Origin of the sequence: Phenylobacterium hankyongense (genome assembly GCF_003254505.1) — a bacterium.
In the GTDB taxonomy this organism is placed as follows: domain Bacteria; phylum Pseudomonadota; class Alphaproteobacteria; order Caulobacterales; family Caulobacteraceae; genus Phenylobacterium; species Phenylobacterium hankyongense.
On record NZ_QFYP01000001.1, the window covers coordinates 215797 to 229416 of the forward strand.

Consider the following 13620-nt stretch of genomic DNA (forward strand, 5'->3'; position numbering starts at 1 on the left):
CGATGACGGTGCGGCTGATCATGTCCGGCGCGGGCGTCGGCCAGGAGCTCGCCGCCGAGTTCGGCCCGCTGCCGCCGAGCTTCCTGCCGGTCGGCGTCCAGCGGCTCTACGAACTGCAGCTCCAGAGCCTGGAGGGCGCTGGGCCGGTTCACCTGGTGCTGCCCGAGACCTTCGCCGTGCCGGAGCACGACGCGGCGCGACTGGCCGAGCTCGGGGTCGAGATCGTGCCGATCCCCGAGGGCCTGAGGCTCGGCGAGGCGGTGGTCTATGCGCTGAACGCCATCGGCGCCGGCGACGTCCCCGTCCACCTGCTGCACGGCGACACCCTGATCCCGCACCCGCCGGTTGCCGAGCACGACCTGATCGTCGGCGGCCCGCGGGCCAACGAATACGCCTGGGCCGAGGTCGAGGCGGACGAAACCGGCCGCATCCGCGCGCTGGCCAACACCCCGGCGGGAGAGGACGGCCACGAGGGCTGGCCGATCGCCGCCGGCTACTTCGCCTTCGCCTCGGGCCTCGAGCTGCTGCGCTCGTTGACCCGCCAGCGCGGCGACTTCCTGGCCGGCGTGAACCACTACCTGGCGAGTCGCGAAGTGCGGCTGGTGGCGGCCGCCGACTGGCTGGACTTCGGCCACCTCACCACCTTCTTCCAGTCGCGCCTGGCGGTGACCACGGCGCGGGCCTTCAACACCGTGCGCATCGATGGGCTGACGGCGCGCAAGTCCAGCGACGACACCGCGAAGATGCGCGCCGAGGCCCACTGGCTGCAGGCCGCGCCGCCGTCGGTGCAGATCTACACCGCCCGCCTGCTGGGCTTCGGCCTGGAGCAGGGCCGGACCTACTACGACACCGAATACGAGTTCCTGCCGGTGCTGTCGGAGCTGTTCGTCTACGGCGCGGTGGGCCGCAAGCCCTGGCTGCGGATCCTGGCCTCCTGCGAGGACTTCCTGGGCGCGCTGGCGGCCACCCGCGGCGACGCCTCCGGCGACCAGGCGCTCGGCGCACTCGCCGCCGACAAGACCCTGGCCCGGCTGGAGACCTTCGCCCGCGCCACCGGCGAGGCCGTCACCCGTCCGCTGCGCTACAACGGCCGGCCCTGCCCCTCGCTGGTGGAGATCGCCGAGCGGCTGGTTCCGGCCATGCACCTGACCAGCGGCCGCTTCGACTGCGCCATGCACGGCGACTTCTGCTTCTCCAACGTCCTCTACGACAGCCGTGTGCGGCGCATCAAAGCCATCGACCCTCGCGGCCTGGTGGGCGAGACGCCGACCCTGTTCGGCGACATCCGCTACGACCTCGCCAAGCTCGCCCACTCGGTGGTCGGCCGCTACGACCAGATCGTCGCCGGCCGTTACCGACTGACCGCCGACGGCGACGACTGCGCCCTGGAGTTCGATCCGGTGGCCTGCCAGCCCTGGCTGGAGGCCGCGCTCGGCGACCTGGCGGTGGACGGGGTCGGCGGCCTCTCCGAACCGGTGCGGGCGGTGACCGCCAGCCTGTTCCTGTCGATGCTGCCGCTGCACGCCGACCGCCCCGACCGGCAGCAGGCCTTCGTGGCCAATGCGCTCCGGCTCTGGCGCGAGCTGGACGCGTGATCGTCATCCCGATGGCCGGCCGCTCGCAGCGGTTCGTCGACGCCGGCTACACGCGGCCGAAGTATGAGCTCGACCTCAAGGGCCGCAGCGTCTTCGCCCACGCGGTCGCCGGCTTCGAGGCCGAGTTCGCCCGCACCCCATTCCTGTTCATCGCCGCCGCCGGGGCCGAGGCCTTCGTCCGCGCCGAGGCCCGCGCGCTGGGCGTCGCCCAGGTCGTGGTGGTTCCGCTCGACCGACCTACCGCCGGCCAGGCGGAGACCGTAGAGCTCGGCCTCGACGCCATCGGCGCCGCCGGCCCGCTGACCATCTTCAACATCGACACCTTCCGCCCGGGCTTCACCTTCCCCGGCGGCCTGTTCGACACCGCCGACGGCTGGCTGGAGGTGTTCCGCGGCTCGGGGGCCAACTGGTCCTACGTCAAGCCCGCGCCGGGCCCCGAGCCGTGGGCGGTGGCGACCGCCGAGAAGCAGCCGATCTCCGACCTCTGCTGCACGGGGCTCTACCACTTCGCCCAGGCCGAGGACTTCCGCGCGGCGCTGGCCGCCGAACGCGCTGCGCCGCAGGCTGCGGAGCTCTACGTCGCGCCGCTGTACAACCACCTGCTGGCGGACGGCCGCCGCATCGCCTGGCGCGAGATCGCCCGCGAGGAGGTGATCTTCTGCGGCACGCCCGCAGAGTATGAGGCCTTGCAGTAGAGCCTCAGGCGGCGATTTCCCGCACGTCGCCGACGCCGGCGTCCTTCAGCGCCTCGATCAGTTCGCCCACCGTCGCCTCCAGCTCCGCCGGGTCGCGCCCGCGCAGCACCAGGTTCGAGCCATAGCCCTCCGGCCCGAAGAACGGATAGCTGCCCAGCGACATCGCCGGATGGGCCTTGGCCACCGCCTCCAGCGGCGCGGCGATCACCCCTTCGCCGGAGCCCTCCACCCGCACCGTGCGCGACACCGTCACCGCCCCGCCGCGCAGACGGTGACCCACGTCCTCCAGCATGCCGCGCATGATCTGCGGCACGCCGGCCAGGACGAAGACGTTGCCGATGGTGAAGCCCGGCGGGCCCTGCACCGGGTTCTTCACCAGCTCGCCGCCCACCGGCACCCGCGCCATCCGCCGGCGCGCGGCGTTCACCTCGCCGCCCCAGCGCGCGGCCATCATCTCCAGGATCTCAGGGTGTTCGTAGAGTTCCACGCCGAACGCCGCGGCCACCGCGTCGGCGGTGATGTCGTCGTGCGTCGGCCCGATCCCGCCGGTGGTGATCACATAGTCGTAGCGGGCGCGCAGGGCGTTCAAGGCCGCGACGATCTCCTCGTGCACGTCCGGCACCGTCCGCGCCTCGGCCAGGTCGACGCCGTGGACCCCCAGGTAGCGGGCGATGTCGCGCAGGTTGGTGTCCTGGGTCCGTCCCGACAGGATCTCGTCGCCGATGATCAGCACCGCGGCGGTGACCCCGTCCTGTTCGCCGCTCGCCATCGCCCACGCCCTCGCCTACATCCCGAAGTCTTCCAGACCTCCGGACTAAAGCCATCCATGGACTTCCCGCAACCACTGGCGCGCGGCCGCCTCCTGCAGCGCTACAAGCGCTTCTTCGCCGACGTGGTGCTGGACGACGGGACGGAGATCACCGCCCACTGCCCGAACCCCGGCGCCATGCTGGGCCTCAACACGCCCGGCCTGCCGGCCTGGGTCTCCCGCTCCGACGACCCCAAGCGCAAGCTCGCCCACACCCTGGAGCTGGTCGAGGCCGACGGCGGCCTGGTGGGGATCAACACCATGCACCCCAACCGCCTGACCGCCGAAGCGCTGGCGGCCGACGCCATCCCCGAGCTCGCCGGCTACGCCACCCACCGCCGCGAGGTCCGCTACGGGACCAACAGCCGCGTCGACTTCCTGCTGGAGCATCCCGACCGGCCGCCGGCCTGGCTGGAGGTCAAGAACTGCCACCTGCGCCGCGGGGGCTCGCTGGCCGAGTTCCCCGACTGCGTGGCCGCCCGGTCGCTGAAGCACCTGCGCGAGCTTTCGGCCATGGTTCGGGAGGGCCACCGCGCGGTCATGCTGTTCGTGGTCCAGCGCACCGACTGCGACGAATTCGAAGCCTGCCACGATCTCGACCCCGCCTACGCCGCCGGTCTGCGGGACGCCGCGACGCAGGGCGTTGAAGTTCTGTGCTATGATTGCGACATAAGCCCCGAGGCGATCCGCATCGCCCGCCGAATTCCCTGGCGGGGCGCCACAGCGGACGCGGAGTAGCCCATGTCCTCGACCGACATCCTCGACGCCGACTACCGGACCGGCCAGATCAAGATCCACACCGCCGAGGATTTCGACGGCATGCGCCGCGCCGGCAGGCTGGCCGCCGAGTGCCTGGACATGCTGACCCCGCACGTCGTGCCCGGCGTGGTCACCGACCACCTCGACACGCTCGCCCGCGAGTTCATCCTCGACCACGGCGCGCTGCCCGCCTGCCTGGGCTACCGCGGCTACACCAAGACCGTCTGCATCAGCCCCAACCACATCGTCTGCCACGGCATCCCCGGCGAGCGGACGCTGCGCGAAGGCGACATCGCCAACATCGACGTCACCGTCATCGTCGACGGCTGGCACGGCGACACCTCGCGCATGTACGGGGTCGGGGAAGTGGCCCCGCGCGCCAAGCGGCTGATCGACGTCACCTACGAATCGCTGGACCGCGGCCTGGCGGCCGTGAAGCCCGGCATGCGCACCGGCGACATCGGCCACGCCATCCAGACCTATGTGGAGTCGATGCGCTGCTCGGTGGTCCGCGACTTCTGCGGCCACGGTCTGGGCAAGGTGTTCCACGACGCGCCGAACATCCTGCACTTCGGCCAGAAGGGCACCGGCGAGCTGCTGCGGCCGGGCATGTTCTTCACCATCGAGCCGATGGTGAACCTCGGCAAGCACCCGGTGAAGCTGCTGGCCGACGGCTGGACGGCGGTCACCCGCGACAAGTCGCTGTCGGCCCAGTGCGAGCACTCCGTCGCCGTCACCGACGACGGCGTCGAGGTCTTCACCGTCTCGCCCACCGGCCAGTTCAAGCCGCCGGTCCAGAGCGCGTAAGCTCAGTTCCACACGTAACCTGCGCCGAAAGGTTACACTTCCCTCACTTGCCACCCTGGCTGCAAGTGCGTCAGCTTGCCCGCAACCAAGGGGTGGGTGAGCTATGCTTTCGATCAGGGGTTTGACGCACGTCTACGCCAACCAGACGCGCGCGCTGGATGGCATCGATCTGGAGATCGGCTCGGGGATGTTCGGCCTCCTGGGCCCGAATGGGGCCGGCAAGTCGACGCTGATGCGCTCGATCGCCACCCTGCAGACGCCCACCGCCGGATCGATCCGCTTCGACGACATCGACGTCATCGCCGAGCCCGAGCGGCTGCGCCGCACCCTGGGCTACCTGCCGCAGGACTTCGGGGTCTATCCCCGCGTCTCCGCCTACGATCTCCTCGACCACATGGCGGTGCTGAAGGGCGTCGCCGGCCGGGCCGAGCGCAAGGAGACCGTCGAGGCCCTGCTGCAGCAGGTAAACCTGTGGGACGTGCGCAAGAAGGCGGTGGCCGGCTACTCCGGCGGCATGCGCCAGCGCTTCGGCATCGCCCAGGCGCTGATCGGCCGGCCCAGCCTGATCATCGTCGACGAGCCGACCGCCGGCCTCGACCCGGAGGAGCGCAACCGCTTCCTCAACCTGCTGGCCGAGATCGGCGAGAACGTGGTGGTGATCCTCTCCACCCACATCGTCGAGGACGTGGCGGACCTGTGCCCGCGCATGGCGGTGCTGGCCGGCGGCCGGATCCTGCGCGAAGGCGCCCCGACCCGGCTGATGGCCGACCTCGCCGGCCGCATCTGGCGCAAGACCATCGACCGCCACGAACTGGAGGCCGAACGCGATCGCCACCAGGTGATCTCCACCCGGCTGTTAGCCGGCCGCACGGTGATCCACGTGCTCGCCGACGACCGCCCGGGCGCCAGCTTCGAGCCCGTCGAGGGCGGGCTGGAGGACGTCTACTTCTCGACCCTCAGCGCCTCGCGGCGCGCGGCCTGACGCCTCCAGGAGCGCGCGACATGTTCGGCAAGATCGCGGCTTTCGAGCTGCGTTACCAACTTCGCCAGCCGATCTTCTGGATCGCGGCGGGCATCTTCTTCCTGCTGGTGTTCGGCTCGGTCACCATCGACCAGATCCAGATCGGCTCCGGCGGCAACATCCACAAGAACTCGCCCAGCGCCATCGGCCAGACGACGCTGCTGATGACGCTGTTCTTCATGTTCGTGTCGACGGCCTTCGTCGCCAACGTCATCGTCCGCGACGACGAGACCGGCTACGGCCCGATCATCCGCTCCACCCCGATCCGCAAGTTCGACTACCTGTTCGGCCGCTTCGCCGGCGCCTATGTCGCCGTGGCGCTGTCGTTCCTGGCGATCCCGCTGGCGATCTTCGTCGGCTCCTTCATGCCGTGGGTGGATCGCGAGACGCTGGGGCCGAACCGGCTGCACGACTACGCCTTCGCCTATTTCTGGCTGGCGCTGCCCAGCCTGTTCCTGGTCTCGGCGGCGTTCTTCGCGCTCGCCACCGCCACCCGCTCGATGATGGCGACCTATCTCGGCGTGGCCGGATTCCTGGTCGCCTATGTGCTGTTCAACGCCCTGATGCGCGACCCTGACAGCCGGCAGGTCGCCGCCCTGCTGGAGCCGTTCGGCCTCGCCGCCTTCGGCCTCGCCACCCGCTACTTCACCGCCGCCGACGCCAACACCACGACGCCCGCGATCGCCGGCGCCCTGCTCTACAACCGGCTGATCTGGGTCCCGGCGGCCCTGGGGTTCCTGGCCGTGGCCTACGGGATCTTCCGCTTCGAGACCAAGGGCGCGAAGGCCGCCAGGAAGCCGCCGGCCACCCAGGATGCGCCGTCGCCGGTCGCCCGCGGCCCTCTGCCCGCGCCGCGCTTCGGCCCGGCCACCGCCTGGGCGCAGCTCACCAGGCGCACCCGCTTCGAGATGGCCCAGGTGTTCAAGAGCCCGGCCTTCGCCGTCCTGCTGCTGCTCGGCCTGTTCAACGCCGTCGGCGGCCTGATGCTCGGCGCCGAGCAGAACGGCGCGGCGCTCTATCCCGTCACCCGCTGGGTGATCGGCACCCTGAACGGCGCCTTCACCTTCATCGTGATGATCGTCGCCATCTACTACGCCGGCGAGCTCGTCTGGCGCGAACGCGAGCGCAAGACGCACGAGATCGTCGACGCCACCGCGGTCCCCGACTGGGCCTTCGTGGCGCCCAAGACCCTGGCCATCTGCCTGGTGCTGTTCGCCACCCTGGCGGTGAGCGTGCTGGCCGGCGTCGCCGTGCAGCTGGGCAAGGGCTTTACCCACATCGAACTCGGCAAGTACCTGTGGTGGTACGTCGTCCCCAACGCCATCGACTGGAGCCTGCTCGCGGTGCTGGCGGTCTTCCTGCAGGCGATCTCGCCGCACAAGTTCGTCGGCTGGGGCCTGATGGTGATCTACCTGATCTCCACGCTGACGCTCAACCAGATGGGCTTCGACCACAACCTCTACAACTACGGCGGCGCGCCGACCGTGCCGCTCTCCGACATGAACGGCCAGGGCGACTTCGCCCGCTTCGCCGCCTGGTTCAGGGCCTACTGGTCGGCCTTCGCGGTGATCCTGCTGGTGCTGGCCTATGGCCTGTGGCGGCGCGGGACCGAGACCCGGCTCATGCCCCGCCTCCGGCGCCTGCCGCGCCGGCTGGTGGGGCCGCCGGGGATCCTCGCCGGCCTGGCGCTGATCGCCTTCGTGGGCCTCGGCGGTTTCATCTACCTCAACACCAACGTCTGGAATCCCTACCGCAACCGCATCGAGGGCGAGCGCTGGCTGGCCGACTACGAGAAGCACTTCCTGAAGTACGAAAAGCTGGCCCAGCCCTCCGTCACCGACGTGAAGCTGAACCTCGACCTGCATCCGCACGAGCCCAGGCTGGTCACCCGCGGCAGCTACCAGCTCGTCAACGACACCGGCGCCCCGGTGACCCAGCTGCACGTGCGCCTCGACCGCGACACCAGGCCCCTGGCGCTGGCCCTCACCGGCGCCTCCAAGGTGCAGACCTTCGACCGGTTCAACTACCGCATCTTCACCTTCGACCGGCCGCTGCAGCCGGGCGAGCGCGCGACGCTGAGCTTCACCACCCTGATGGCCCAGAGAGGCTTCAAGAACTCCGGCAACAGCACGCGGCTGGTGGACAACGGGACCTTCGTCAACAACCAGGAGTTCGCGCCCACCATCGGCATGAGCCGGGACATGCTGCTGCAGGACCGCGCCAAGCGCCGCAAGTACGGCCTGGCGCCGCAACTGCGCCCGCCGAAGCTCGAGGACCGCGCGGCCCAGGCCCGCAACTACATCGGCAACGCCGACTGGGTGAACGCCGACATCACGGTCGCCACCGACGCCGACCAGATGCCGGTGGCGCCCGGCTACAAGGTCTCCGACGTCACCGCCGACGGCCGGCGCACCATCGAATACCGCACCGAGGCGCCGGTGCTGCACTTCTTCTCCGTGCAGTCGGCCCGCTATGCGATCCGCCACGTGAACTACAAGGGCGTGTCGCTGGAGATCTACTACGACGCCCAGCACCCCTGGAACGTTGAGCGGATGACCGCCGCCCTGGAGAAGGGGCTCGACTACTACCAGGCGAACTTCAGCCCCTACCAGTTCCGCCAGGCCCGCATCCTGGAGTTCCCGGACTACGCCCAGTTCGCCCAGTCCTTCGCCAACACCATCCCCTTTTCCGAAGGCATCGGCTTCATCCAGGACGCCACCAAGGCAGACAAGATCGACTACCCGACCTATGTCACCGCCCACGAGCTCGGCCACCAGTGGTGGGCCCACCAGATCGTCGGCGCCGACATGCAGGGCGCGACCTCGCTCTCCGAGACGCTGGCCCAGTACTCGGCGCTGATCGTCATGGAGAAGACCTACGGGCCCGACGGCATCCGCAAGTTCCTGAAGCGCGAGCTGGATAGCTACCTGCGCTCGCGCGGCGGGGAGCTGGTGGAGGAGCTGCCGCTGATCCGCGTCGAGGACCAGCCCTACATCCACTACCGCAAGGGCTCGCTGGTCATGTACCTGCTGCGCGACCGGATCGGCGAGGACAAGGTCAACGCCGCCCTGCGCCGGGTGCTCGCCCAGTACGCCTTCAAGGGCGCGCCCTACCCGCGCTCGCAGGACCTGGTCGACGCGCTCCGCGCCGAGGCCGGCCCCGAGCACCAGCAGCTGATCACCGACCTGTTCGAGAAGATCACCCTCTACGACCTGAAGACCAAGACCGCGGTGGTGAAGAAGCGCGCCGACGGCCGCTACGACGTGACCCTCACAGTGGACGCGAAGAAGGTCTACGCCGACGGCCAGGGCAAGGAGACCGCGACGCCGATCAACGGCGAACTGTTCGACGTCGGCGTCTTCACCGCCGAACCCGGCAAGCCCGGCTTCTCCTCGAAGAACGTCGCCTACTTCGCCACCCGGCCGCTGCAGTCCGGCGTCCAGACCTTCACCGTCACCGTCGACAAGCCGCCGAAGTACGCCGGCGTCGATCCCTACAACAAGGAGATCGACCGCAACTCCGACGACAACGACATCAAGGTCACGTCGTAGGTTGCCAGCTTGAGTTTGCCCTTGCGCGTCGTGAACACATAGGGAACATTCCCGCCCCATGGACCGCCGCTCCGCCGTCGAGGACGCCGCCGCCCAGCCGGACCTCTGGCTGGCGGCCCAGCGTGCGCCGAAGGCGAAGCCGCACTACCTGGGCCACCGCGACCGGCTGCGGGAGCGGGCGCAGGTGGGCGGGCTTCCGGCCGTGCCGGACTACGAGCTCTTGGAGCTCTACCTGTTCCGCTCGGTGCCGCGGGGGGACGTCAAGCCGCTCGCCAAGCAGCTCCTCGCCCGGTTCGGCAGCCTGGGCGGGGTGCTGGGCGCCACGGCGGAGGATCTGCGGACCGTGGCCGGGGTCGGCGAGGCGGTGGCGCTGGACCTCAAGCTGCTGCACGAGGCGGCGTTGCGGATGGCCAGGGAGCAGGTCGCGCGGCGCACCGTGATCTCGTCGTGGCAGGCGCTGCTGGCCTATGTGAAGACCGCCCTGGCGCACGAGGCGCGCGAGCAGTTCCGCGTCCTCCTCCTCGACAAGAAGAACCAGCTGATCGCCGACGAGGTGATGAACCGCGGCACCGTCGACCATGCGCCGGTCTATCCGCGCGAGGTCATGCGCCGGGCCCTGGAACTCTCCGCCAGCGCCGTGATCCTGGTGCACAACCACCCGTCCGGCGATCCGACCCCCTCGGCGGCGGACGTCGACATGACCCGGCAGATCGTGGAGGCTGGGCGGCCCCTGCGCATCTCGGTGCACGACCACCTGGTGGTCGGCCGCGACGGCGTGGCGAGCTTCAAGGCGCTGGGGCTGTTCTGACGACCCAAGGGAACGGGCATGTTCGAAGGCTGGGACAGCTTCTACCTGCTGGTGGGATCGGCCTCGGGCGCGCTGATCGGCCTGCTGTTCGTGGTCGTCACCCTGACCACCAACCTCGACCGGTCGACCGCCTCGCGAGGGACCAGCCTCTACATGTCCCCCACCGTCTTCCACTTCGCGATGATCGTCGTGGTCAGCGCGGTCGGCGTCGCGCCGCGGGTCGGCGCGCAGGCGGCGGGCGCGGTCATCGGCGGCTGCGCGCTGCTGGGCCTGGCCTATGCGAGCGTGGTCGGGGTGCGGCTGCACCTGGGCAGGGCGCCGGAGCCCGCGCACTGGTCGGACTTCTGGCTCTACGGTGTCGCGCCGGCGGCGATCTACCTGGGCCTCCTCGCCTCGGCGGCCAGCACGTGGACCGCCCCCGAGTTCGCCCCTGACTGGATCGCTGTGACCCTGGTGGTTCTGCTGCTGACCTGCATCCGCAACGCCTGGGACCTGGTCACCTATCTGGCGCCCCGCGCGGGGGATCCGCCCGCCGGCTGAAGCTTGCTCCGCGCCCCCGCCGCGCCCTACGGTCCCGCCAACCCCTGAAGCCGGATGCCTGCATGTCCTTCGCCCGCCGCGACCTCCTCCTCACCGCCGCCGCCGCGGGCCTGATCGGCGCCGCGCCGAAGCCGCACAAGGTCGCGCCGCACGCCGCCGCGGCCGCGCCGCCGACGCCGGCGGGCCCGGGCGACGCGGCCCTCGACCGCTACTTCGCCGACCTGTCCGAACAGCTGCTGATCGCCTCGCCCGAGCAGGCCACCAGCCTCGGCCTCGACACTGGCCGCCGCGCCGGACTGAAGTCGCAGCTCACCGACCGCTCTTGGTCGGCGGTGGTGGCCGACCGCAACTTCTGCCGCGACAACCTCGCCAGGCTGCAGGCCTCCCCCGACGCCGGCCTCTCCGCCCAGGCCCGGCTGAACCGCGACGTGGTCGCCTACGCCCTCGAGCTCGGCCGCGACGCCGCGCCGTTCGACTATGGCGACAACACCCTGTCCTCGGCGATGAGCGAGAGCGCCACGCCCTACGTGGTCAGCCAGCAGGGCGGCGCCTATTCCGCCGTGCCCGAGTTCCTCGACAGCCAGCACAAGGTGGCGACGCCCGAGGACGCCGACGCCTACCTCGACCGGCTGCACGCCATGTCGCGGATGCTCTCGCAGGAGACCGACCGCATCGGCCGCGACGCCGCGCAGGGGGTGATCGCCCCCGACTTCATCCTCGCCAACACCATCGGCCAGCAGCAGGACCTGCTGGCCGTCCCGGCCGACAAGGCCCGGTTGGTCACCTCCCTCGAACGCAAGGTCAAGGAGGCGCACCTGGCCGGCGACTACGCCGAGCGCGCCCGCGGCCTGGTGGAGCGCGAGGTCTACCCGGCGCTGGCCCGCCAGCTTGAGACCCTGAAGGGCCTGCAGCCCAAGGCCGGGCGCGACGCCGGCGTCTGGCGGCTGCCGCAGGGCGAGGCCTACTATTCCTGGCTGCTGCGCGAAGGCACCTCCACCTCGCTCACCGCCGAGCAGGTCCACCAGATGGGCCAGGACCAGAACCGCGCCATCGAGGCCCGCATGGACGGCCTGCTGAAGGCCCAGGGCCTGACGCACGGCACGGTCGGCGAGCGGATGACCGCGCTCGGCGCCGACCCGCGCTACCTGTTCCCCGACACCGACGCCGGCCGGGCCCAGCTGCTGGCCTACCTGAACGGCCTGATCGCCGCCGTCCGGCCGAAGCTGCCCAAGGCGTTCACGCTGAAGCTGAAGGCGCCTGTGCAGGTCAAGCGCGTGCCGGTGGACATCCAGGACGGCGCCGGCCAGGGCTACATGAACACCGGCTCGCTGGATGGCTCGCGGCCCTCGACCTACTACATCAACCTCAAGTCGACCCTGAACTGGCCGAAGTTCAGCCTGCCGACGCTGACCTATCACGAGACCATCCCCGGCCACGCCTGGCAGGGCGCCTACCTCACCGAGACCGGCAAGCTGCCGCTAATCCGCATCCTGCTCTCCGGCTTCAACGCCTATGTGGAAGGCTACGCCCTCTACGCCGAGCAGCTGGCCGACGAGATCGGCATGTACGACGCCGACTGGGCCGGCCGCCTCGGCTACCTGCAGGCCCAGCGGTTCCGCGCCGTGCGCCTGGTGGTCGACACCGGCCTGCACGCCAAGCGCTGGAGCCGCGAGCAGGCGATCCAGTGGGCCATGGACAACACCGGCCGCACCCGCGATTCCATGACCAGCGAGATCGACCGCTACACCGGCACGCCCGGCCAGGCCTGCGGCTACAAGGTCGGCCACACCGAGATCAACCGCCTGCGCGACCACGCGCGCCAGGCTCTGGGCGCCCGCTACGACCTGCGGCGCTTCCACGACCTGTTGGTGGAGACCGGCTCGGTGCCGCTGACGGTGCTCTCAAGCGTGGTCGACTCCTACGTCGCGGGCGGCGGGCGGCTGCAGCTCTGAGGCCCGCTCCACGCGGATCATATTTGTCTGGAACCCGACACAGGTTCGGGAATTGAATCGATGTTCGCACGCGGATCCCCCGTCGGCGTGACCGGACCGGACCGGCCCACACCAAACGAGCCCCCTCTCCAGCTGGGCCGGTCCTCCTCCGACAGCTAGACCTTGACCCCGTCCGGCATCGCGGCGGTCGGTATGATCGCACCGATGTGCTGCACGACGACCCGCGCCAGGCGCCGGCCCGCCGCCACCGCCTCGGCCGGGCTCTCGCCGGCCAGCCGGGCGGACAGATAGCCCGCATTGAAACTGTCGCCGGCCCCGGTGGTGTCGAGCGCCCGCACCGGCGCGTCCGGCGCGAACCGCCGGATCTCGCCCGCGGCGTGGACGCTCACCGTGCGGTCGTCGTCGCGCGCCACCACCTCCGGCCCGAGCTTTGCCCAGTCGGCCGCCACCGCCTCCACCGAGGCGGCGTAGAGGGTCTCCAGGTCCGGCCCGCTCACCGACACGTAGCGGCAGAGCGGTGCGACCGCCTCGATCGCCGCCCTGGCGACCGCCGGGCCGGCCCACAGGCGGGGCCGATAGTTCGGGTCGAACGCGATCGCCACGCCGTGCGCCCGGGCGTCCGCCAGCAGGTCGAGGAGCACGCCGCGGCCCGCCTCGCCCACCACCGCCAGCGTGATGCCGGAGAGGTAGACCAGCTCCGCCTGCCGCAGGGCGCCGCGCAGGGCGTCGAGGTCGGCCAGCTGGAAGAACTGCCGCACCGCCGCCTGGTCGCGCCAATAGAAGAACCGCCGCTCGCCCGCCGCGTCCCGCTCGATGGCGTAGAGGCCCGGCAACCGGCCCTCGACCCTGGCCAGCAGCTCGGTCCCGATCGCCTCCTGCGCCATCAGCGCCAGGATCCCGGCGCTGAACGGATCGTCCGCCCCGAGCGCCGTGGCATAGCTCACCCGCCGGCCCAGCCGCCGCAGGTAGACCGCGGTGTTGAAGGTGTCGCCGGCGTAGCCGATCGCCGCCTGTCGGCCGCCCTCCAGGCTCAGTTCCACCATGCACTCGCCGAGCGCGATCACGCCGCCCATTCTACTGCTCC

The 13620-nt window shown here is 70.6% G+C and carries 11 protein-coding genes; 9 read left to right on the forward strand and 2 right to left on the reverse strand.

The genetic code is table 11. From position 1 onward, the window contains the following. The first annotated feature begins 2 nt into the window (after positions 1-2). Positions 3-1595, forward strand: a complete 1593-nt coding sequence (locus DJ021_RS00965) for a phosphotransferase (protein WP_111455739.1) — start codon at positions 3-5, stop codon at positions 1593-1595. Then, positions 1592-2290, forward strand: a complete 699-nt coding sequence (locus DJ021_RS00970; RefSeq protein ID WP_111455740.1) for a glycosyltransferase family protein — start codon at positions 1592-1594, stop codon at positions 2288-2290. The genes DJ021_RS00965 and DJ021_RS00970 overlap by 4 nt, the downstream gene beginning before the upstream one ends. Before the next feature lie 4 nt (positions 2291-2294). On the opposite strand, the gene DJ021_RS00975 is transcribed toward DJ021_RS00970, so the two are convergent. After that, positions 2295-3059, reverse strand: a complete 765-nt coding sequence (locus DJ021_RS00975; protein ID WP_111455741.1) for a competence/damage-inducible protein A — start codon at positions 3057-3059, stop codon at positions 2295-2297. A gap of 57 nt (positions 3060-3116) precedes the next feature. On the opposite strand from DJ021_RS00975, the gene sfsA reads away from it, so the two are divergent. From sfsA to DJ021_RS01010, 7 genes are all read left to right on the forward strand, one after another. Beyond that, positions 3117-3836 (forward strand): DNA/RNA nuclease SfsA, encoded by a 720-nt coding sequence (sfsA, locus tag DJ021_RS00980; RefSeq protein ID WP_111455743.1) that lies wholly within the window; start codon positions 3117-3119, stop codon positions 3834-3836. Between the two features lie 3 nt (positions 3837-3839). Continuing rightward, positions 3840-4664: a type I methionyl aminopeptidase gene (gene map, locus DJ021_RS00985; protein WP_111455744.1), complete on the forward strand. Its 825-nt coding sequence runs from the start codon at positions 3840-3842 to the stop codon at positions 4662-4664. Between the two features lie 103 nt (positions 4665-4767). Next, positions 4768-5646 carry an ABC transporter ATP-binding protein gene (locus tag DJ021_RS00990; RefSeq protein WP_111455745.1) on the forward strand — a complete coding sequence of 293 codons (879 nt, stop codon included), beginning with the start codon at positions 4768-4770 and terminating at the stop codon, positions 5644-5646. Positions 5647-5666: 20 nt separating this feature from the next. Next, on the forward strand, positions 5667-9236 hold the full coding sequence (locus DJ021_RS00995; RefSeq protein WP_111455747.1) for an ABC transporter permease/M1 family aminopeptidase: 3570 nt from the start codon (positions 5667-5669) through the stop codon (positions 9234-9236). Between the two features lie 58 nt (positions 9237-9294). Further along, positions 9295-10044, forward strand: coding sequence for a RadC family protein (gene radC, locus DJ021_RS01000; RefSeq protein WP_111455748.1), 750 nt, complete (start codon positions 9295-9297; stop codon positions 10042-10044). An 18-nt stretch (positions 10045-10062) separates the two neighbouring features. Beyond that, positions 10063-10584, forward strand: a complete 522-nt coding sequence (locus DJ021_RS01005) for a hypothetical protein (RefSeq protein WP_111455749.1) — start codon at positions 10063-10065, stop codon at positions 10582-10584. Positions 10585-10646: 62 nt separating this feature from the next. Then, positions 10647-12536 (forward strand): DUF885 domain-containing protein, encoded by a 1890-nt coding sequence (locus tag DJ021_RS01010; RefSeq protein WP_111455750.1) that lies wholly within the window; start codon positions 10647-10649, stop codon positions 12534-12536. Between the two features lie 155 nt (positions 12537-12691). Here DJ021_RS01010 and DJ021_RS01015 read toward each other — a convergent pair whose 3' ends face one another. Beyond that, positions 12692-13609 carry a sugar kinase gene (locus tag DJ021_RS01015; RefSeq protein ID WP_111455752.1) on the reverse strand — a complete coding sequence of 306 codons (918 nt, stop codon included), beginning with the start codon at positions 13607-13609 and terminating at the stop codon, positions 12692-12694. Between the last annotated feature and the right edge of the window lie 11 nt (positions 13610-13620).